Genomic DNA, 22,576 nt, shown 5'->3' with positions numbered 1-22,576 from the left:
GAAATGCATTGTTACACTGAGCCTGTCGAAGTGCCTCTTTATAATAGGGTCTTCGATAAGATCAGACTGACATCTTGGTTTTGATTGATATCTTTATCAGAGAAAATAATTAAATGTTAAAGTTTCGTAAGAATTTTTAACGCTAAACAATAAAATAAGAAATTAGCCGTTTTATTACAATTTAATACTAACTGCTAATTTTTTTATGCCCAAATCTCTCACTCTAATTTGCTTTCTTCTGATAAGCACATTTACCTTCGCCCAAAAAACAATTTCCTTAAAAGGAAAAGTAATCGATGAAACTACAAAATTACCTATAGAATCTGCTACCGTTTATCTATCTTCTGTCAAAGATTCAGCCGTTGTAGATTACACCATTACCAACAAACTCGGAAATTTCGATTTTAAGATTAAAAAAATTACGCAGCCTATAGTTCTGAAAGTTTCTTATATCAGTTATCGCGAAACTAAAATCCGATTGGAATCCGTTTCTGAAGATAAAGATTTTGGCACTATTGAAATAAAAGAATCTGCCAATCAGTTGGATGAAGTCGTTATCAAAAATGAAACTCCGCCAATAAGGATTAAGAAAGATACTTTAGAATTTAATGCTTCTTCATTCAAACTGCGCCCTGATGCGAATGTCGAAACCTTGCTAAAACAATTGCCCGGCGTCGAAATTGATGCTGAAGGAAAAATTACCGTCAACGGAAAAGAAGTCAACCAGATTTTAGTGAACGGCAAACCATTTTTTGACAAAGACGGAAAGATAGCGTTGCAAAATCTGCCTTCGGATATTATTAATAAAGTGCAGGTTACGGATACCAAAACCAAAAAAGAAGAAATCACAGGTCAAGCAGCAAGTTCTAACAATGCCAGCATTAATCTGACGATTGACGAGGATAAGAACAAAGGTTTTTTCGGTAAATTCATGGCAGGAGGCGGAACCGATAAACGTTACGAAAGCAGTGCACTCGTCAATTATTTTAAAGATAAAAGAAAAATCAGTGTTTTAGCTTCGTCAAATAATATTAATGCAACGGGCTTTTCAATGGATGAGATTTATGACAATATGAGCGGAACCAGGAATAATTCTTTTTACACCAGTTCTGATGGTTCTTTTGGATTAAACGGAATGCGTTTTGGAGGCAATAGAGGCATCACACATTCCAATCTTTTAGGAATAAATTATTCTGATGAGCTTTTTAAAGACTTCAATAACTCAGCCAGTTACTTTTTTGCAAGTGCTGATACCAATAATAAGAATAAAACCAATCAGATCAATTTTCTGCCTGATGGGAATTTTACCACCAACTCCGTATCGGATTCAAAGGAAGATAAGTACAGTCATAATATGAATATGGAACTGGAATATAAAATCGATTCCACGGCTTCGTTTGTAATTGTTCCAAAGTTTGCCAAATCAAACAGTCAGTCAGTAACCAATTCTTTTGAAGAATCAATTGATGAGTCGAACCAACTGCTAAACGAAAGTTCTTCATTTGTAACCAATGAAAATGACAGGCAGAGTTTCAATAACAGGATTGATTTCAATAAAGCGTTTAAAAGAAAAAGAAGGAATATCAGTGCTGCTTTTGAAAATGAAAATACCAAAACAGAAATCAAAAACCTGACGAATTCGAGTACTATTTTTTATCAAGGTAGTAATCCGGATGATATTCGGAATCAGATTAAGAACACGCAAAACGTGACGGATAAATATACTACTGAGTTTCAGTATACGGAACCTGTTGGAGATTCTATAGCCATCAATATTGCTGCAACAATTGAAAACGAAAGAGTTGCAGAAGACCGAAAAGCTTTCGATTTTGATTCGGGTTCAGGAAGCTATACCATCGAGAATGAGGTCCTGACCAATCATCTGACTTCAACCCGAAATACGATTACACCAACAGCCGGATTTTCTATTGAGAAAAAGAACTACCGATTGTATGTGAATTTAGGTCAGGCCATTACCAAGTTTGATAACCATTCATTGTATCTTGGAAATGTTGTCGATTTGAATAAGCAATATATTTTACCCTCTGCGAATCTGTACGGTGGTTATAATTTTACGAAGTCGAAAGCCATCTGGGTTAACTACAATTACGAGTCCTATTTTCCACAGGCCAGCCAGATTCTTCCGGTAGAAAATTTAGCCAATCCATTGAATACTTTTATCGGAAATCCAAATCTCGATCCCAATAAATACCATCAGATGTATTTTAGTTTCAGGGATTATGACTATGCTACCAAATCGGGTTACAGTATTTATGCAGGCGGAAGCATTTATGATAACCAAGTGGTGTCTTCTACAGTTTTTGATGACAACAGAAAAAGAACTACTACCTACGAAAATATTAATGGAACTTACGAAAGCTGGTTTGGTTTTCATTGGAGTAAAACAATCAAAAAAGAAGCGCACAGCTTTAAATTTGGTTTTGGATTCAATGCAGGTTACGATTTAATAAAAGGATTTACTAATGGTGAATTGTATGAAGCGAAAGTTTTTGACATCACACCAAGAGTAAATTTCACCTACGATTATGGAGAATTATTTTCTATAAATCCGTCATATAGATATACGGTTAATGATACCAAATATTCGAATTATATAGTGTCTTCGGCTTCAAGTTTTGTGCATAAATTTAATATGCAGGTTACTAATTACTGGCCAAAGAACTGGATATTCGGGAATGACTTTGGATATACATACAATTCAAACATCGCTGATGGTTTCAAGAAAGATTTCTATCTGTGGAATACGAGTTTGGCGTATAGTTTTTATAACAAAAAATTTACCGCCAAAGTCAAGGTATATGATTTGCTGAATCAAAATCAGAATGCTACAAGAACAATTACTCCAACAACCATTAGAGATGAAGAGAATATAGTTTTAAAACGTTATGTTATGTTTTCTTTGACCTATAAGATTGAAAAATTTGCCGGAAAAGAAAAGAAATCAAGCGGAAGATTCAATTGGTAAAAAAAAACCTCGTTCATTTGAAAGAGGTTTTTTTATATGCTTTTGTAGTTTTTATCGAATCAGATTCTTAGCTTTTTCCTGAATTATTAGTGCTACCGGTTTATTCTGAATTTTACTTTCCAGCCAAGAAATTAGATCCAGATATAAAAACGCTCTTTTTTCATAAGGATGATTTTCATAAACTAGCAATCTTTCATGCAATTTTATGAATTCTGCTTTGAGCTGATTTGGGTAAATAGTTTCTAAATTTTTCAAAAATTTAATCATTTCCCGTTCCACCTCATGAAGTTCATTCATTTTGATTAGAAAGTCATAGGTGTTTTTTAATTGCGCTTCGAGGCGATAATCCATTCCGGCTTCAAAGTGAGCAATGAGGCTAAGAACTCTTGCGAAACAGAGCAAATCCTCTCGCATTGTTAGGTTTTTGTTTTCGATAATTTTATTCAAATATTCGATGCATTTTTTATTGTTGCCCGTACCAAAATAAAGACAGGCTATTTTATAATAAAAAACCATAATATGATGTTCGTCAACACGGTCTTCGTTTTTCTTGATGTTTTTTATAACTTCATCAACCAAATATAAACCGCCTTCAAAATCTCCTTCTAAGAAATGCAAATTGAACATGCTGTTATAATAGCAAAGAAAATATAATGAACTTAAATTATCATTTTTTGGAAAAGAATCTAAAGCGATAGTTTGTTTCAACCGCTCTAAAACTTCTTTCATATAGGATTTGTGTTTTATTAAATACAAGCATTCCAATAGATAGCTGTTTCCCTTAATATACCAAACCGGATTTAAAGAAATCATTTGTGGATTTTTATCAAAAAGCGCCACCCATTTACTCGAATATTTATAACAGGAAAGGAAATCCTGAATTAAAAAACTATGCCAGAGATGCGCTTTATACAACCATAATTTTTCTCTGAATCCCAATTTTTCATATTGATATTTGGGCATTTTATTGTTAAAATAGGTCTTGATTTCCTGCATCTCAGCATCACTTTTAGCATAACCACTTTTGAGCATAATACTATATAGCTGCAATGATAAATTAGAAAGTTTGCTGGCAATTACATTATGTCTGCTCAATTCCATTGCTTCAATGGTAAGTTCGTCAGCGCGAGAGGCAATGCTTCGGGTAATATATTGGGATTCGATTATTTTTTCTAACTCAACTATTTCAAATGCAATATTTTTTTCGTCGTGTTCAAGGGCAATTCCTTTGGCTTTATCCAGAATTTTTAAACTTTGTTTGTATAAGCCCTTTTGATATAAAATAGTGGCAAAATCCAATTGCTCCCGAATCTGAATCCTAATATTTTGATTAATAGGATTCATCCGCAAACTAATTAGAATTTGTTTGTATAAATGAGCTTTTAAATTAGAAAGCTGTTGTTTGGTTACGATTTTACTCTTTAGAATTTCATCTTCATCATAACTTTTCATTTTATCTAACAAGTTAAAAAGCTGCAAAAATTTAGCGTCTTCATTATCTCCTAATCGATTGACATACAATTTAAATTGTCGCTTTTCTGATTTAGAAAGCGATGAAATAAGTACAAATAAATTATCTTTTGTTGGGTTTGCCATCGTAAAAATTAGATTGTAATATGCTGTAAATCAAAATTTTAAATCCTAAATTATTTTGTTTAATACTGTAATGTATTCAAAAATTAGATTTTATTTTAGTAATGCAAAATATATATTCGTATAAAGAAACTAATTTAAGTTTAATTATTAATATGGAAAATCAAAAAGTTCAAATATTTGACACCACATTGCGCGACGGAGAACAAGTGCCGGGCTGCAAATTAAATACAGAGCAGAAGTTAATAATTGCTCAGCGTTTAGATGAATTAGGTGTTGATGTTATTGAAGCTGGTTTTCCTATTTCAAGTCCGGGCGATTTTAATTCGGTTGAAGCTATTTCAAAAGCAGTAAAAAATGCTACAGTTTGTGCTTTAACACGTGCCGTGAAAGAAGACATTGATGCTGCAGCACGAGCCATTCAACATGCCAAGAAACCTAGAATTCATACTGGAATTGGGACTTCCGAAACGCATATCAAGTATAAATTTAATGCGTCGCAGGACGAAATAATTAACCGTGCAGCTGAAGCAGTTTACTATGCAAAATCATTTGTTGATGATGTCGAGTTTTATGCAGAAGATGCCGGAAGAACCGATAATGTTTTTTTAGCTAAAGTATGTAGCGAAGCCATTAAAGCCGGAGCAACAGTGTTAAATATCCCTGACACAACAGGATATTGTCTTCCGGATGAATATGGAGCAAAAATAAAGTATCTTAAAGAAAACGTCATTGGAATTGAAAAGGCAATTCTTTCCTGTCATTGTCATAATGATTTAGGTTTGGCTACAGCCAATTCAATTGCAGGAGTCATAAATGGTGCGCGACAAATAGAATGTACCATCAACGGAATAGGCGAAAGAGCCGGAAACACATCACTCGAGGAGGTTGTCATGATTTTAAGACAGCATCCTCGTTTGGGTTTAGATACGAACATCAATTCTAAATTATTGTATAGCACAAGCCAAATGGTTTCCGATCATATGGGAATGCTAGTCCAACCAAACAAAGCCATAGTAGGTTCAAATGCTTTTTCTCATAGCTCCGGAATTCACCAAGACGGAATGATTAAAAATAAATCGACTTATGAAATAATCGACCCAAAAGATGTTGGTGTAAACGATTCTTCAATTATACTTACGGCGCGTAGTGGTCGGGCTGCATTGGCTTATCGTGCCAAAAAAATCGGTTATGAACTTACCAAACTTCAATTAGACGTTGTCTATCTCGAATTTGTAAAAGTAGCCGATAGAAAAAAAGAAGTCATAGATGACGATGTGCATCAAATTATTCAAAACAGTAACATTGGTATTTTAGTATAATCATGAAAAAGAAAACATTATTTGATAAAGTTTGGGATAGTCATGTGGTACTCGAAGTCCCTAATGGTCCGCAAGTATTATATATAGATCAGCATTTAATTCACGAAGTAACAAGTCCACAGGCTTTCGCCGAATTAGAGGAGCGTTCGATTCCTGTATTTCGCCCAAAACAAATTGTGGCGACAGCCGATCATAATGTGGCAACAAAAAATCAGCATCTGCCAATTGTAGATGATTTGGCCAGAAATCAAGTCGAAATGCTTACTAAAAATTGTGCTAAAAACGGAATTACATTATACGGTTTAGGTCACCAATATCAAGGAATTGTTCATGTTATTGCGCCTGAACTCGGAATTACGCAACCCGGAATGACCTTGGTTTGTGGAGATAGCCACACGTCAACTCACGGTGCTTTTGGAAGTATTGCTTTTGGAATAGGAACGAGTCAGGTAGCTCAGGTTTTTGCAAGTCAGTGTTTGTTACTCAATAAACCTAAAAGTCTGCGCGTTAACGTGAATGGAAAATTAGCCAAAAATGTATCGCCGAAAGATGTGATTTTGTATATTATTTCTAAAATCGGAACGAATTCGGGAACAGGCTATTTTTGTGAGTATGCCGGAAATGTTTTTCGCGAAATGAGTATGGAAGGCCGAATGACAGTTTGCAATATGAGTATCGAAATGGGAGCAAGAGGCGGAATGATTGCGCCCGATGAAATCACTTTTGACTACATCAAAGGAAGAAAATTTGCTCCGGTTGGAGAGGAACTGCTTCAAAAAATAGAATATTGGAAGACATTGCCATCTGATGAAGATGCAGTTTTTGATAAAGAATATCATTTTGATGCAGCAGACATTGCCCCAATGATTACGTATGGTACAAATCCGGGAATGGGAATTAAAATTACCGATAACATTCCGGTTGTAGAAGATGCCTCTTTTGATAAATCATTAGACTATATGGGCTTTAAAAAAGGAGAAAGTTTAATCAACAAACCCATAAATTATGTTTTTATAGGAAGCTGTACCAATTCCAGAATCGAGGATTTTAGAGTCGTTGCCCAATATATAAAAGGAAAACAAAAAGCGGCAAACGTTACAGCATTAATAGTTCCGGGTTCACAGCAAGTGGCAAAACAAATTCAGGATGAAGGCTTAACTGCGGTTTTTGAAGCAGCGGGTTTTGAGATTCGTCAGCCTGGCTGTTCAGCATGTTTGGCTATGAATGATGATAAAGTTCCGGCCGGAGAATATTGTGTTTCGACATCCAATAGAAATTTTGAAGGAAGACAAGGGCAAGGAGCAAGAACACTTTTAGCAAGTCCGTTAGTAGCTGCAGCAACAGCAATCGAAGGAAAAATTATTGATATTTCACAACAATTAAATTAATATGGAAAAGTTTATACAATTAAAATCAACTGCTGTTCCATTGCCAATTGAAAATATTGACACCGATCAAATTATACCGGCACGATTTTTAAAAGTTACCGATAAAATTGGGTTTGGAAATCATTTGTTTAAAGATTGGCGGTTTGATGAGAAGGACCAACCGATTCCAACTTTTGCATTGAATGATGCTACTTATGCAGGAAGTATTTTGGTTGCCGGTGATAATTTTGGCTGCGGAAGTAGTCGCGAACATGCGGCATGGGCTTTAACCGATTATGGATTTAAAGTAGTTGTCTCCAGTTATTTCGCTGATATTTTTAAAGGAAATGCACTCAATAACGGATTATTGCCAATAGTTGTTTCGCCAGAATTTTTGGCCGTTATTTTAAATAAAATACAAGCTGAACCAAAGACAAATTTGATTATCGATTTAGAAAATCAAACCATTTCAATTGAAGATACTAATTACACAGAGTATTTTGAAATTGATTCGTATAAAAAAATCTGCATGATTAATGGCTATGATGATATTGATTTTTTAGTGAATAATAAAGACATCATTGAAGCATTTGAAAAAACCAGTTTACAAATAATAACTACTATATAATCCAGAAATTATGAAATTGAAAATAGCCGTTTTATCAGGAGATGGAATAGGACCGGAAGTGACCAAGCAGGCCGTGGCAGTTTTAAAAGTTGTGGCAGAAGTGTATCACCATACTTTTGAATTTGAGGAAGCTTTAGTTGGTGCGATTGCTATCGATAAAACTAATAATCCTTTACCAGATGCTACATTAGAACTTTGTAAAAAATCGGATGCCGTGCTTTTTGGTGCTATTGGTGATCCAAAATACGATAATAATCCAGATGCAAAAGTACGTCCGGAACAAGGATTGTTAAAATTGAGAAAAGAATTGGGTTTGTTTGCCAACATAAGACCAATCAAAGCTTTTGATTCACTGGTAGAAAAATCACCTTTGAAAACTTCAATTATAGAAGGAACAAATATGGTTATTTACAGAGAACTTACTGGCGGAATTTATTTTGGCGAAAAGAAGTTAAGTGATGATGGTACGACAGCTTCTGATTTATGTGAGTATTCGCAATTTGAAATTGAGCGCATTGCTCATTTGGCATTCAAAGCTGCACAAACCAGAAATAAAAAAGTTACACTGGTTGATAAAGCAAATGTTTTAGAAACCTCAAGATTGTGGAGAAGAGTTGTTACTCAATTGGCCAAAGAATATCCTGATGTTACGCTGGATTTTCTTTATGTTGATAATGCTGCGATGCAAATGATTCTTAACCCAAGACAGTTTGATGTGATACTTACTGAAAATATGTTTGGAGATATTATTTCAGATGAAGGCAGCGTAATTGGTGGTTCAATAGGATTGTTAGCTTCGGCATCAGTTGGAAATCAGAATGCATTATTCGAACCAATTCACGGTTCTTATCCTCAAGCAAAAGGGAAAAACATTGCCAATCCTATTGCTGCTATTTTATGTTCCGCCATGTTATTAGAACATTTCGGATTAAAAGAAGAAGCACAAGCCATACATAAAGCAGTAGAACAGTCGTTAGAAAACAACATAGTTACACCCGATTTGAATTCGATAAGAAACTTCGGAACTGACTATGTGGGAACTGTTATAGCAAATTATATCCTTAATACGGATGATAGCAATTATGTTAATTATGAAAATATCCGAATTGGGAAATCGATAATTATTTAAAGTAAGTTGAGTTGGTTAATTTTAAAGATAGATTGTGTGCACAATCTATCTTTTTTTATTACCAGCTTCCACCGGAACCTCCACCGGAAAATCCTCCTCCGCCAAAACCACCACCAAATCCGCCACCGCCGGAACTGCCACCAAATCCACCGAAACCACCGCCACTGCTTCTTCCGAGGCTGCTCAATAGGATGATATCAGCTAAATCCATTCCGCCACCACGTCCACCGGAGTTGCCACCATTATTTTTATTCTTAGCAATAATGATTATAATGACAATAATAATGATGATAATAGGAAGAATTGGAAAGCTATCTCCTTTTTTAGATTGTTTTCTTTCGCCTTTGTATTTGCCTTTAAAAACATCAATAAGAGCATCTGTTCCTTTGTCTAAACCATTGTAATAACTACCGGCTTTGAACTCTGGAATAATAATGTTTCGGGTTATTTCTCCACCAATTCCGGCAGTTAACCTATCTTCCAAACCGTAACCAGCCGAAATCCATATTTTTCTCTCGGCTTTCGCCAAAAGTATAATAACACCGTTGTCGTTTTTTTCGGTTCCGCCAATTCCCCAGGTGTGTCCCCATTTTGGGGTAAGTATTCCAATGTCTTCTCCTTTTAAACTTTCAATGGTAATGACAACAATTTGGGTAGTAGTCGAGTCGGAATACCGAATCAGTTTTTCTTCTAACTGTGTTTTTTCGGAAGCACTAAGTACATTCGCATAATCATAAACTGAAGTCTGCAAAGAAGGTTTTTCGGGAATAATGTATTGTGCAAAACTGACTTGAGTAACCAAAAAACAAACGAACAGTTTTAGGAAAATCGAGATATTCTTTTTGTACTGTATCATTCTCCTATAGATATTTCGTTTGACAATTCATCGGTATCACCATCTGCATAAGGAAAATGTTTCTTAAGCTGCTCTCCGGCATTCAGTATGCCATCGATTAGACCTTGCTTAAAATTTCCGTTTTTGAAATGATTTTGCATAGCGTCTTTGGTGCAATTCCAAAAATCGGCTGCTACTTTTTCGTTAATTCCCTTATCGCCATAAATGGCAAATTGTTTACTTTTTACAGCCACATAGATTATAACCCCATTACGTTCCTGGGTATTTTCCATGTTAAGAGTACGGAATACTTCCATAGCCCTGTCGATAGCAGCTATGGAAGTTTCTTTTTCTATGTGCACCCTGATTTCTCCGGAAGTATTTTTTTCGGCTTTGCCAATAGCTTCAACAATTTCCTGTTCTTCGGCTTTCGTTAAAAAATCTTCTACTTTAGACATTGCGCTAAATTAGAATTTTACTTCAACAGGTTTTTCAGCACCGGCAACCGATTGGAAATAAGCTTTTTCTTTGAAGCCAAACATTCCCGCAAATAAAGAATTTGGGAACGTTTTGATATGAGTATTGTATGGTTTAACTGCTTCGTTAAAACGAGTTCTGGCTGTTAAAATTTGATTTTCTGTACTTGCTAATTCGTCTTGCAATTTCAAAAAGCTGGCATCGGCTTTCAGGTTTGGATATTGCTCAACACTTACCAATAATCTTGATAAAGAAGAAGAAACCCCGGATTGAGCCGAATTAAACGCAGCCAATTGTTCAGGTGTAATATTGGTTGGGTCTACGGTTACAGCAGTTGCTTTAGCACGCGCTTCAATAACCGCAGTTAATGTAGTTTTTTCGTGTTCTGCATATCCTTTTACCGTATTAACTAAGTTGCCAATCAAATCATTTCTTCTTTGATAAGAGGTTTGAACATCACCCCAAGATTGCTCTACGGTTTGTCCCAAAGTTACGGCTGTGTTATTAATTCCTTTCACATAGCTGTATATTCCAAATATTACAACAATTGCGATAATCCAAGGTAAAAATTTTCTAAAGTTCATGTTTATTTAATTTAAGGTTTAATTTATTTATAATTGTTTTTGTTGCTTATTGCCTAAAGCCTATTGCTTAAAGCTTTTATAATTGATTTTTAATATTTACTAATTGTGCTTTCACCGTTTCGAGTTTGCTGATGATTTCATACTTGTCAAGCGTTTTCTTTTGGCCTTCTTTCAAATGTGTTTTAGCGCCGTCAAGCGTAAAGCCTCGCTCTTTAACCAAATGATAAATCAGCTGTAAATTCTTCACGTCTTCAGGTGTGAACATTCGGTTGCCTTTTGCATTTTTCTTTGGCTTCAGTATGTCGAATTCTTTGTCCCAAAAACGAATCAGTGAAGTGTTTACATTAAAAGCTTTGGAAACTTCTCCAATGCTATAATATCTTTTGTCTGGATTTAGTTCTATATGCATTAGTCTAGAGATTGATTTTCTTGATTAGCTAATTTTGAAATGGCAGTATATTCTGCTGCCGAGATATTTCCGTAATAAAAATTTATTGGATTAACCACTTTGCCGTCTTTATGAACTTCATAATGCAAATGCGGTGCTTCGCTTCTTCCTGTGCTTCCTACATAACCTATAATATCGCCACGTTTTACTCGTTGTCCGGCGCGACATTTGTATTTGCTTAAATGACCATACAAAGTCAAATAACCAAAACCATGATTGATTTCAATATGATTACCATAACCCGATTTCGAGTTGTCTGCAGCCTTAACGACACCGTCACCAGTAGCAAAAATGGGTGTTCCGGTACTTGCCGTAAAATCCATCCCTTCGTGCATTTTTCTCACTTTCGTAAAAGGATCACTTCTATAACCAAAACCGGAAGCGATGCGTTTTAATTGCTCATTTTTCAAGGGCTGAATTGCCGGAATAGCAGCAAGTAATTTGTTTTTCTCTTTAGCCAATTTCAAAATTTCATCTAGTGATTTGGATTGAATTGCCAATTCCTTCGAAATCACATCAACACGTTTTGAGGTTTTGATAATCAATTCGGAGTTGTTAAATCCTTCCAATTCTTTGTATCGGTTAACACCACCAAAACCGGCTTTTCGCTGTTCATTCGGAATAGGCGACGTATTAAAATAGGCACGGTAAATATTATTATCCCTATCAGCAACATCATCCAAAACATCGGAAACTTCATCCATTTTTTTATTCAAAATGGCATAACGCAATTTCATCGTTTCAATTTCACGTGCCTGCAATCTATCTTTCGGAGTCTCTAAATAGGAAGAATTCAATAACACCACAAAACATAAAAAACCAAAAAGACCGGAAGCAAGTAAAAACAAACCAATAAATCCTAACTTTTTAGACAGTTTCGGTTTTATTTTGCGGTAAGCCAAACTTTCGGTATCGAAATAATACTTTACTTTCTTCGCCATTTTTTATTTTATACTATTTTTGTGGAAGTTTTTTAAAAACAATGGTTATACGAACAAATTTAACAAATGTTTCAGTCAAACCCTAAATTTTAATCTGAACTTGTTTCAGATTCTTTTCAGGAGCGGAACTTTTTATTATCTGATTCAACCATCCTCCCGCTTTCCGTTGCAATCTTTTTTTTCAAAAAAGGATTTCCACTGCAATCGGGGCTAAAGACAAACTATATTTAAATTTAATGTTTATCGTTTTAATAAACTATAAACTACAAACTATAAACACAATAATGAAATCACAAGACATTCGTAAACAGTTTTTACAATTCTTCGAATCCAAAGGACACTTAATCGTTCCTTCGGCGCCGATCGTTCTAAAAGATGATCCAACCCTAATGTTCAACAACTCGGGAATGGCACAATTCAAAGAATTTTTCTTAGGCAACGGAACCCCAAAAAGCCCGAGAATAGCCGATACGCAAAAATGTCTTCGTGTGTCAGGAAAACACAACGACTTAGAAGATGTAGGTTTTGACACTTACCATCACACCATGTTTGAGATGCTTGGTAACTGGTCTTTTGGTGATTATTTCAAAAAAGAAGCCATCAACTGGGCATGGGAATTATTGACTGAAGTATATAAAATTCCAAAAGAAAATCTATATGTTTCCGTTTTTGAAGGAAACCCGGAAGAAAATGTTCCGTTCGATCAGGAAGCCTGGGATATCTGGAAAACCTTAATTGATGAAGACAGAATCATTCTTGGAAATAAAAAAGACAACTTCTGGGAAATGGGGGATCAAGGTCCGTGTGGTCCATGCTCCGAAATTCATGTTGACATTCGTTCAGCTGAAGAAAAAGCAAAAGTATCCGGTAAAAGTTTAGTGAATAATGATCATCCACAGGTAGTTGAAATCTGGAACAACGTATTCATGGAATTCAACCGTAAAGCTGACGGAAGTCTGGAAAAATTACCGGCGCAGCACGTCGATACCGGAATGGGATTCGAGCGTTTATGTATGGCGCTACAAGGCAAAACATCAAATTATGACACCGATGTGTTTACACCGCTTATTGAAAAAGTAGAACAAATCACAGGTCTTAAATACACTTCTAACGAAGTTAAAAATATATCTGAGGAACAAAATAAAATCAACATCGCTATTCGTGTAATTGTCGATCACGTTCGAGCTGTTGCTTTCGCTATCGCTGATGGACAGTTGCCATCAAACACTGGAGCAGGTTATGTAATTCGCCGAATTTTGCGTCGTGCAATTCGTTACGGATTTACATTTTTGAATACCAAAGAGCCTTTTATCAATAAGTTAGTTGAAGTTTTGGCAGACCAAATGGGTGAATTTTTCCCAGAAATTAAATCGCAGCAACAATTGGTTACCAATGTAATCCGTGAAGAAGAAGCTTCGTTTTTGAGAACTTTAGATCAGGGTTTACAGTTGTTGGATAATGTAGTTACCAAAACAAAAGGCGACGAAGTTTCCGGAGAAAAAGCATTCGAATTGTATGATACGTTTGGTTTCCCAAAAGATTTGACAGCTTTAATTTTAAAGGAAAAAGGAATGTCTTTCAAAGAGTCTGAATTTGATGCCTCAATGAAAGCACAGAAAGACCGTTCGCGTGCCGCTTCTGAAGTTTCGACAGAAGATTGGAAAGTTTTAATTCCGGGAAATGTCGAAAAATTCGTTGGTTATGATAAAACTGAGAACGAAGTAAAGATTACCCGTATCCGAAAAGTAGATTCTAAAAAGGATGGTGTTTTATACCAAATAGTTTTAGATAATACACCTTTTTATCCTGAAGGTGGTGGGCAGGTTGGCGATAAAGGAACATTAGTTTCGGCAAACGAAACCATTGACATTATTGATACGAAGAAAGAAAATAATTTAATTCTGCATTTTGCAAAACAACTTCCGGAAAATATTGAAGCAAATTTTGTGGCAAAAGTCAATACAGATTTAAGAACAGCAACTTCTAAAAATCACTCGGCTACTCACTTAATGCATTTAGGATTAAGAACTATTTTAGGAACACACGTTGAGCAAAAAGGTTCTTTGGTAAATCCAAATCATTTGCGTTTTGACTTTTCGCATTTTGCCAAAGTAACCGATGAAGAAATTCGCAAGGTTGAGGATTTTGTCAACCAAAGAATAGAAGAGCAATTGCAATTGACGGAATACAGAAATATTCCAATTCAGGAAGCAATGGCAAAAGGCGCAATGGCGTTGTTTGGCGAAAAGTATGGTGATACGGTTCGCATGATCGAATTTGGCGAAAGCCGTGAACTTTGCGGTGGAATTCATGTGAAAAACACAGCCGAAATATGGCATTTCAAAATTCTTTCTGAAGGTGCGGTTGCTGCCGGAATACGTCGTGTTGAAGCGATTACCGGTGATGCTGTAAAAGCTTATTTTACGCAGCAGGAAAGCGATTTGGAGGCAATTAAAGAAACCTTGAAAAATCCACAGGATACTTTAAAAGCGGTTGTTTCATTGCAGGATGATAATGCCAAATTAAAGAAACAAATCGAGCAACTTTTAAAAGAAAAAGCAAAAGGCTTAAAAGGAGAATTGGCTTCGCAATTGCAGGACATCAACGGAATTAAATTCCTGGCAGCGCAAGTCGATTTAAATCCTGAAGGCGCAAAAGATTTGGCTTATGAATTGGGAACTTTAGGAACCAATTTGTTTTTAGTTTTGGCTACAGCCGAAGGCGATAAACCAATGTTAAGCTGCTATATTTCGAAAGAATTAGTAGCTGATAAAAATCTAAATGCCGGAACCGTAGTTCGCGAACTTGGTAAATACATTCAGGGTGGCGGCGGCGGACAAGCTTTCTTTGCAACAGCTGGCGGAAAAAATGTAGCCGGAATTAAAGAAGCGTTGGAAAAAGCAGTTGATTTTGTGAAATAAAAAAACAAAAAATAATATTCAAAAAACAGGGCATAACTTAATAAAAGTTATGCCCTGTTTTTAAATTTAGAAACAACAATATGAATTATTTTTCAGCTTGTTTTTGCGCTTCTTTTTGTGCTTTTTGAGTAGCTTTAAAAATTTTATATTTTTCTTCACCCCAAGCTGCTTTGTATTTTTGGTCTTCTTCGCTGGTGAATTTTTTATATTTTATATTAAATTCCTCTTCAGTTAACGAAGTGTCTGCTTTTAATTCTTTTTTATAAGCAGACCGTGCTTCTAATGAAGTTCTTACCATTTGTTGTTCCTCAGCTGTCAAACCGGCTGCTTTAAAAGTCTCTTGAAGATTAGCTTCTTTTTGTGCCTTTTGAGCTGCTTTTTCCTCTTTAGTAAGTACTTTTTCCTGTTGTGTATTTGTACTTGTGCTTTCCTGTGCATTTGCGGCTGTGAAAGTGATAAAAACCGCAAAAAGAGTTGTTAATAGATGTTTCATTTTTGTTTTTTTAAAATTAAAGTTCAATCAAATATATCTAATAATCATATCATGATTATAAAAAAGATACTTAAAAATAGATTAAAATTACATTTAGGTTTTACCATTGTATAAATAGCTGTTTTAAATAAGTTGGATAACTTCTTAATTTTCGCAGTATTGCCGGGCTTTTTGCTATTTATTCTTTTTTGCGCTCTCCAATCTGCTGACGCCACATCGCATAATACAATCCTTTTTCTTCTATCAGAGCTTCGTGTTTCCCTTGCTCGATGATTCGACCTTGTTCCAATACAAAAATCTTATCAGCATGCATGACAGTCGATAATCGGTGAGCGATTAAAACGGTGATTCTGTTTTTATCCGAAATACTTCTGATAGTTGCATTGATTTCTTCTTCGGTAATCGAATCTAAAGCCGAAGTTGCTTCGTCAAAAATCAATAAATTTGGATTTCTCAAAATGGCACGGGCAATAGATAAGCGTTGCTTTTCACCACCGGAAACTTTGATTCCGCCTTCGCCAATGGTTGAATTCAATCCGTCTTCGGCACGCGCTAATAATTTGTCACAACTGGCTTTGTGTAATACTTCCAGTAATTCTTCATCGGTTGCCGATGGTTTTACAAACAATAAATTTTCCCTGATTGTTCCCGAGAATAATTGTGCGTCCTGAGTTACGAATCCGAGTTGTTTTCGCAAATCCAATAAATCAATTTCAGTCGAATCAATCGAGTTGTATTTCACGTGACCTTTTGCCGGCGGATACAATCCTACTAAAAGTTTTACCAAAGTTGTTTTTCCTGCTCCGGACGGACCAACAAAAGCAACCGTTTCACCTTGCTTGATATCGAAAGTAATGTCTTCCACAGCGGGATGTTTTGCCGTTTTGTGTTTGAAACTAACATTGGAGAAATGTAAGGCTTGAATATCGCCAACATGTTTGGCATTTTTAGGGCGATACTCTTTTGGGGCATTCAATAATTCCTTGAAATTATCCATAGAAACTTTGGTTTCATTCAAAGCAATAATAAACGAACCTAGTTCTTGTAATGGACCAAAAATAAAGAAGGTAAAGAAGACCATAGTCAATAAATCACCAACAATAATTTTTTCACCAAACAGAAAATAATAAAGTGTAAAAACCACACAAGTTCTCAGAAAATGAACCGTTGTTCCTTGTATAAAACTCAAACTTCTGATAAAACGAATTTTTTGTAACTCCAATTGCAGGATTTTCAGCGTGTTTAAGTTCAAACGCTTTTCCTCCTGATAGGTTAGTCCCAAACTTTTTACTAATTCAATGTTACGCAAACTTTCGGTTGTCGAACCAGCCAATGCATTGGTTTGTGTTACAATCTTCCGGGAAACAATTTTAATTCTTTTACCCAAGTATGAACTCACAAAAGCAATAATCGGAGCTGTAATTAAGAAGATGATTGAGATTCGGGAATCGATTCGGCCAACATAGATAATCACAAAAATAAACCCGATTATGGTTTGAAATATCAATGAAATGGAAAGCGTAATCAGCTTTTCCGAATCGGAACGCACTTTGGTTAACTTGCTTAAAGTCTCACCGCTGCGTTGGTCTTCAAATTCTTCATAAGGTAAATCCAATGATTTTTTTATTCCGTCGGTATACATTTCAGCACCGGTTCGCTGAATGACAATATTGGTAAAATAATCCTGAAAGTTTTTGGTAATTCTCGAAATCATCGCTGCGCCAAGTGATAAACCGAGCCAAAATGAAACCGCTTTGATAAAACCAATTTCATTGCCTTTGTATTTGGCGATGCCAACACCACAATCCTGCATTAATTTACCGGTAATTACCGAATCGGATAAGCTAAAGCAAATGTTTATGGCTGCCATTAGTAAGGCAAAAAATAAGAGCAGTTTATGTTTTTTGAGATAATTGTATAGTAATTTCATGAAGTGTAAAATTATGAATGTCAAAAGTAGAAAATAATTAGCCACCATGTTTGAGTTTGGATTGTATTACTTTATAATTCGATAGCCATTTTGAGTTTAAAATCATTTTGTACTTTTGAAGAATGGATTTCACCACTAAAGTACCAATAGCTAAATCGAACAATCCGATAAACTATGATTCTAAAATTGTATCATTGGGTTCGTGTTTTGCCGAAAACATGGGAGAGAAATTCCAATATTTTAAATTCCAAATCACAACAAATCCGTTTGGAATAATTTTTAATCCGGTTTCTATAGAAAAACTGATTTCGAGAGTTGTCAATAACCAAAAGTTTACCGAAGAAGATATTTTTTTTCACAACGATTTATGGCATTGTTTCGAAGTACATTCGGAGTTGAGCCATCCGGATAAAGCGGAATTTTTAGAAAAATTAAATCTAATAATCCAAAAATCTAATAATCTAATAATCCAATCCACGCATATCATCATTACCTACGGAACATCCTGGGTTTACCGAAACAAAGCATCTAAAAAAGTTGTAGCCAATTGTCATAAAGTACCGCAAAGTCAATTTGACAAAGAAATTCTATCGGTAACAACTATCGAAGCATCTATTCAAAACACCATTGACTTAATCTGTAAAGTCAATCCAAATTGTAATTTCATATTCACGGTTTCACCGGTTCGACACATCAAAGATGGTTTTGTAGAAAACCAAAGAAGCAAAGCAAATTTGATTTCTGCTCTGCACAATGTTGTCATACTGAGCTTGCCGAAGTGCAACTATTTTCCTTCCTATGAAATCCTAATGGACGAGCTTCGCGATTATCGTTTTTATGCCGAAGACATGCTGCATCCAAATCAAACCGCGATAGATTATATTTGGATTCGCTTTTTTGAAAATTATATTACTGAAGAAAACCATGCAACAATGGAAGAAGTTTCCAGCATCCAAAAAGCATTAGCACATCGCCCTTTTAATCCGAATTCTGATAGCCATCAAAAATTCCTAAGGAATCTTAACGATAAGATTATCAGGCTTCAAAAGCAATTTCCGCACTTTCAATTTTAACAAAATACGACATTTGTCGTATTTTCTTCTTTAGGTTTTAATCATAGGTTTGCTATGTAATTAACAACCTAAAACCATGAGAATTTTAAAAACTACTTTAGTATTCGCATTTTTTATGCTATGTACTACCAATTCGTTTGCTCAAACCAACATCTTTAACTCAAGACCAGTGCTAACAGATGAGGAAGAGGTTTCGGCAATGGTAACCAAAGAAATTGACGAAGTATTTCAGTCCACAGATTTTGTAAAAAGAAAAAACAAAAAATACGCTGATGTAAAAGGAACTATGGTTATTGACATTGGTGTGGTACAAAACGGAAAGGTTTCTTCTTTTTTTAAAGTAGATAGCGATATTAAGAATATTGATTTTATCAATTTCATGTCGGACTACATTCTGCAACACAAATTTCAATTTAAACTTCAAAAACAACAGCGTTATAAGATTCGTTATACCGCTACATTTTAACAACCCTAACAATAAAAACAATAAACAATGAAAAAAAGTATTTTAGTAATGACAGTGCTAAGTTTAGCATTCACATTACCAGCAACTGCCCAGTTTGGGAAGCTATTAGGCAAAGGCAAATCAGCCGGAAAAAAATCAGGAAACTTTGCTACCGTATGGGAATCAGAGTTTGACAACAAAGCATCACGTTTGGCTTTGTGTGACGGAGATGGTCAATATATTATTGGCACCGATGACAATTCAGCAACTGTAATGGATGAAAACGGGAAAACGATTTGGAGTGGTGATTATAAAAAATTGACTACCAACAAAACCAACAACTCTGAATACCAATACACCATTTGGAAAGAAAAAGGAGGTTACTTATTTCTTTTTGATGCACGAAAATTAGGAACCGATAGAGTGGCTGTTTTGGATTTGGTTACTGGAAGGGAATTATGGAACTCGGAACTATATCAAGACTTAATTCCAAAAGGTGGAGCCAAATCTATAGAAGGAACAGATGAAGGCGAATTGGAAACGGTGAAATACATAGATGAGTTGGATTCGTTTCTAATTTCACAAAGAAATTCAGTGATATTGGTAAAAGCTAATACAGGTGAAAAAATATGGGAAACCAATCGTTTTAAAGGTGGCGTTGGGAAATATATATACGATGCTAAGAGAAATGAAATCATTATGGTGAATTTCAAACCGACAGCTTTAGGAGCATTGTTCTCAGGATTCAAAAACCAATTGGTTAGAATTAATGCCACTAATGGTGAAGTTCTTTGGGATGCCACGTTTAGAGGAACAGTAGAAAAAGAACTGGTAACCCGCAGAGCCATCATTGATTTGTGGATCAAAGGAGATAAAATATTCATGTATTTAGACGGAATTAATGTATACGACTATAACACAGGGCAAAAACTTTGGGAAGCTACGTATGAAAATGATATGGGCGGTGCCAATGGAGGTTTGTTTAGTGGAGGAAGACGTTCAAAAATTTACAGAACTTTAGCCGATCCTTTATTTACTGATGACGCGGTTTATTTGGTTATGTTGGGAACAAGAGACCGAACCAAATATATCGAAAAACACGATTTGGCTTCGGGGAAACTACTTTGGGCTTCCGAAAAAATTACAGGTGCTTTTTGTATGCCAAACATCTATAAAACCGGTGATAAAATTATGGTTCAGGTTGGTGGTAAAGTACAAGTTCAGGAATACAGATTAGAGGAAACGTCAAACGGATTATCAGCAGGAATGGCTTTAGGTGGTTTTGGCGGAGGAACAGTGAAACAATGGGTTCCTTACATTTATTGGGATTATAAAGCACAAAAAAATAGTGTGTTAGCTTTAGATGACAAAAATGGAACAACGGCCTGGCGTTCTGAAAAATTCGACAAAAGAATTACCGATTTAATTATCGATAATGATAAAACAGTTTTTGTTGGTGACGGAGACGAATTCTATGGTTATGACATTGCTTCGGGGAATCAATTGTTTGATGTAAAACACAATGATGCGAAAGTTGGTAAAGCAACCGATGTTATCGATTTTGGAGACAGAGTTGTAGTACTTTCAGAAAAAGGATTGGCTGCTTATAACAAAAAAGATGGTACTCGCGCTTATGCTTCTGACAAAATAAAAGGAGTGGATTATTTCTATCATATCGGCGATAATTATTTCCTGAGAGATCAAAGAAATAGTAAAAACATTATCTACGGAATCGACATGACAAATGGAGAAACCAAAGGATCTGTTCAGTCTAAAGGAAAAGGTGGTAGTCCAAAATATGGTGCCGGAATCGACATCACCTCTGATGGGGAATATATCTTCGCTTTTAAAGGCAAAAAAGTAGAGAAAATCAAAGTAAATAATTAGGATTTTAGTTTGAATAAAAGGGCTGTAACTTGAGACTTACAGTCCTTTTTTAATTGTAGCACTATGAAAACATTTTTTAGTCTTTTTTCTTTTTTCTTTTTTCTTTTTTCTGTGAATGCGCAACAAGTGCAATGGGCTAATAAACTGATAAAATTTTCCTCAGATTTAGGTGGAAAACAATTTGGAATAAAAAGAATATTAGGAAAACCCGATGCTTTTCCACAAGCAGGCAGCAGTCCAAATGCCTGGACACCAAAGAAAGCACTCGATGGTTATGAGTGGGTAGAAGTAAGCTTTGAAAAACCTCAAACGGTAAAACAAGTAGCGGTTTTTGAAAACTTAAATGCAGGTTGCGTGGTAAGAATCGGAGTTGATACCGGTTCGGGGAAATACGAAACGGTTTGGTCCCGAAAAAAAGATTATAAAACACCAACTTTTAAGGCAACCATTCCGGCAGATCATGCTTATTATTTCAAACGAAAGAGAAGAAAAGTGCAGGAAGCACCAGATGTTCTGAATCCGGGAGTTGAAAATGCAATCCTTGAAAATGCCGTTTCTGGCGTTGTTGCCGTTAGAGTAGAATTTAATTTTGCTTTACTACCCGGACAAAAGCAAATTGATGCCATTGGAATTTCAGATTCAGAAACACCGCTTGAGGCTAAAATAAATACAAACGAATCTTTCGAGAAACTGGGTCAGTCAACCATAGTCAATTTAGATGGGATAACACCGACAAATCCAACATTAACTAAAGATGGTAAGAAAATGTATGTCACAGCAATAGCCGATGACAGAGATTTGATTTATTCTTTTACAAAAAAAACAGATGGCAGCTGGGGGAATAAGACCTTAGAAACCGATTTAAATACGGGAATTACATATAATTATATAGAATATGTTGGTGCTGATTTTCTTTTAAAAGGAGGGAGCAAGTATACCAATGGATCTAATGAGACAGGCTATGAAGTCTTTTCAACCAAGAATGCTACTTATGAAGCGGTTGGGCCGGTAAAAGTCTCTGCCTATAATAACTATGAAGACACATCAGACGCTACAATGACGGCTGATAGGAAAGTCCTTATTATGGGTTTAGAAACGGATTTCACACAAGGTGGGAAAGATTTATATTTTGCACAGCAAAAAGAAGACGGTACCTATGGTCTTTTGCAAAATATGGGTAAGGTAATCAATTCAGCTACCGATGAAGATATGGCACAATTGCTTTCTGATCAAAAGACATTACTATTCAGTAGTAACGGATTTAGTGGCTATGGAAATTTTGACTTATATGTTTCTTATCGATTGGATGAGACATGGAAAAACTGGTCAGAACCTATAAACCTTGGCAGTAAAATAAACACAGTAGAGTTTGAAGGTTTGCCATTTTATGATGAAAAAAATGAAATTTTATACTTCATTTCCTATGCTGATGGAGGCAATGTTTTAAAATCAATTCCAATTTCTAAAAGCAGTTTATTAAAGCAGTAAGCTACAGAATACGGCAGTTGTCGTATTGA

General features: G+C 35.5%; 18 protein-coding genes. 10 read left to right on the top strand and 8 right to left on the bottom strand.

What is annotated here, in order from left to right:
• Window positions 1-205: 205 nt before the first annotated feature.
• Window positions 206-2,986 (top strand): outer membrane beta-barrel protein, encoded by a 2,781-nt coding sequence (locus L1S35_RS01165; protein ID WP_236395888.1) that lies wholly within the window; start codon window positions 206-208, stop codon window positions 2,984-2,986.
• A gap of 51 nt (window positions 2,987-3,037) precedes the next feature.
• Here the strand turns inward: L1S35_RS01165 and L1S35_RS01160 are convergent, their stop codons facing one another.
• Window positions 3,038-4,582, bottom strand: coding sequence for a hypothetical protein (locus L1S35_RS01160; RefSeq protein ID WP_236395887.1), 1,545 nt, complete (start codon window positions 4,580-4,582; stop codon window positions 3,038-3,040).
• Window positions 4,583-4,734: 152 nt separating this feature from the next.
• On the opposite strand from L1S35_RS01160, the gene L1S35_RS01155 reads away from it, so the two are divergent.
• From L1S35_RS01155 to leuB, 4 genes are read left to right on the top strand one after another with little or no spacing between them, the layout of a single operon-like run.
• Window positions 4,735-5,901, top strand: coding sequence for a 2-isopropylmalate synthase (locus tag L1S35_RS01155; RefSeq protein WP_236395886.1), 1,167 nt, complete (start codon window positions 4,735-4,737; stop codon window positions 5,899-5,901).
• A gap of 2 nt (window positions 5,902-5,903) precedes the next feature.
• Entirely contained in the window at window positions 5,904-7,289 is a 1,386-nt protein-coding gene (gene leuC, locus L1S35_RS01150; RefSeq protein WP_236395885.1) for a 3-isopropylmalate dehydratase large subunit, read from the top strand.
• 1 nt (window position 7,290) lies between these two features.
• Window positions 7,291-7,896, top strand: coding sequence for a 3-isopropylmalate dehydratase small subunit (gene leuD, locus L1S35_RS01145; RefSeq protein WP_236395884.1), 606 nt, complete (start codon window positions 7,291-7,293; stop codon window positions 7,894-7,896).
• A gap of 10 nt (window positions 7,897-7,906) precedes the next feature.
• Window positions 7,907-9,025 carry a 3-isopropylmalate dehydrogenase gene (gene leuB, locus L1S35_RS01140; protein WP_236395883.1) on the top strand — a complete coding sequence of 373 codons (1,119 nt, stop codon included), beginning with the start codon at window positions 7,907-7,909 and terminating at the stop codon, window positions 9,023-9,025.
• A gap of 58 nt (window positions 9,026-9,083) precedes the next feature.
• Here the strand turns inward: leuB and L1S35_RS01135 are convergent, their stop codons facing one another.
• From L1S35_RS01135 to L1S35_RS01115, 5 genes are all read right to left on the bottom strand, one after another.
• The gene (locus L1S35_RS01135; RefSeq protein WP_236395882.1) at window positions 9,084-9,881 is read right to left on the bottom strand and encodes a TPM domain-containing protein; all 798 of its coding nucleotides are present in this window, start codon (window positions 9,879-9,881) and stop codon (window positions 9,084-9,086) included.
• Window positions 9,878-10,318, bottom strand: coding sequence for a TPM domain-containing protein (locus L1S35_RS01130; RefSeq protein ID WP_236395880.1), 441 nt, complete (start codon window positions 10,316-10,318; stop codon window positions 9,878-9,880). Before L1S35_RS01130 ends, L1S35_RS01135 begins: the two co-directional genes overlap by 4 nt.
• Before the next feature lie 9 nt (window positions 10,319-10,327).
• Window positions 10,328-10,921, bottom strand: a complete 594-nt coding sequence (locus L1S35_RS01125; protein WP_236395879.1) for a LemA family protein — start codon at window positions 10,919-10,921, stop codon at window positions 10,328-10,330.
• A gap of 76 nt (window positions 10,922-10,997) precedes the next feature.
• Window positions 10,998-11,330: a MerR family transcriptional regulator gene (locus tag L1S35_RS01120; protein WP_136150662.1), complete on the bottom strand. Its 333-nt coding sequence runs from the start codon at window positions 11,328-11,330 to the stop codon at window positions 10,998-11,000.
• Window positions 11,330-12,310, bottom strand: coding sequence for a peptidoglycan DD-metalloendopeptidase family protein (locus tag L1S35_RS01115; RefSeq protein WP_236395878.1), 981 nt, complete (start codon window positions 12,308-12,310; stop codon window positions 11,330-11,332). Before L1S35_RS01115 ends, L1S35_RS01120 begins: the two co-directional genes overlap by 1 nt.
• Before the next feature lie 284 nt (window positions 12,311-12,594).
• On the opposite strand from L1S35_RS01115, the gene alaS reads away from it, so the two are divergent.
• Window positions 12,595-15,231 (top strand): alanine--tRNA ligase, encoded by a 2,637-nt coding sequence (gene alaS, locus L1S35_RS01110; RefSeq protein WP_236395877.1) that lies wholly within the window; start codon window positions 12,595-12,597, stop codon window positions 15,229-15,231.
• An 85-nt stretch (window positions 15,232-15,316) separates the two neighbouring features.
• Here the strand turns inward: alaS and L1S35_RS01105 are convergent, their stop codons facing one another.
• Together L1S35_RS01105 and L1S35_RS01100 are read right to left on the bottom strand one after the other, a co-directional pair.
• Window positions 15,317-15,724, bottom strand: a complete 408-nt coding sequence (locus L1S35_RS01105) for a hypothetical protein (protein ID WP_236395876.1) — start codon at window positions 15,722-15,724, stop codon at window positions 15,317-15,319.
• 178 nt (window positions 15,725-15,902) lie between these two features.
• Window positions 15,903-17,654 (bottom strand): ABC transporter ATP-binding protein, encoded by a 1,752-nt coding sequence (locus L1S35_RS01100; RefSeq protein ID WP_236395875.1) that lies wholly within the window; start codon window positions 17,652-17,654, stop codon window positions 15,903-15,905.
• A 122-nt stretch (window positions 17,655-17,776) separates the two neighbouring features.
• Here L1S35_RS01100 and L1S35_RS01095 point away from each other — a divergent pair, with 122 nt between their 5' ends.
• The 4 genes from L1S35_RS01095 to L1S35_RS01080 all read left to right on the top strand — a co-directional run bounded on the left by L1S35_RS01095 (window position 17,777) and on the right by L1S35_RS01080 (window position 22,547).
• Window positions 17,777-18,727 (top strand): GSCFA domain-containing protein, encoded by a 951-nt coding sequence (locus tag L1S35_RS01095; protein ID WP_236395874.1) that lies wholly within the window; start codon window positions 17,777-17,779, stop codon window positions 18,725-18,727.
• Window positions 18,728-18,803: 76 nt separating this feature from the next.
• Entirely contained in the window at window positions 18,804-19,193 is a 390-nt protein-coding gene (locus L1S35_RS01090) for a hypothetical protein (RefSeq protein WP_236395873.1), read from the top strand.
• A 27-nt stretch (window positions 19,194-19,220) separates the two neighbouring features.
• Complete coding sequence (locus L1S35_RS01085; protein ID WP_236395872.1) at window positions 19,221-21,059, top strand: outer membrane protein assembly factor BamB family protein; 1,839 nt, start codon at window positions 19,221-19,223, stop codon at window positions 21,057-21,059.
• Window positions 21,060-21,122: 63 nt separating this feature from the next.
• On the top strand, window positions 21,123-22,547 hold the full coding sequence (locus L1S35_RS01080; protein WP_236395871.1) for a hypothetical protein: 1,425 nt from the start codon (window positions 21,123-21,125) through the stop codon (window positions 22,545-22,547).
• The last annotated feature ends 29 nt before the right edge of the window (window positions 22,548-22,576 follow it).

It is taken from the genome of Flavobacterium anseongense, from assembly GCF_021608185.1.
GTDB classification, from domain to species: domain Bacteria; phylum Bacteroidota; class Bacteroidia; order Flavobacteriales; family Flavobacteriaceae; genus Flavobacterium; species Flavobacterium anseongense.
This window is presented reverse-complemented; position numbering and strand designations above follow the sequence as displayed.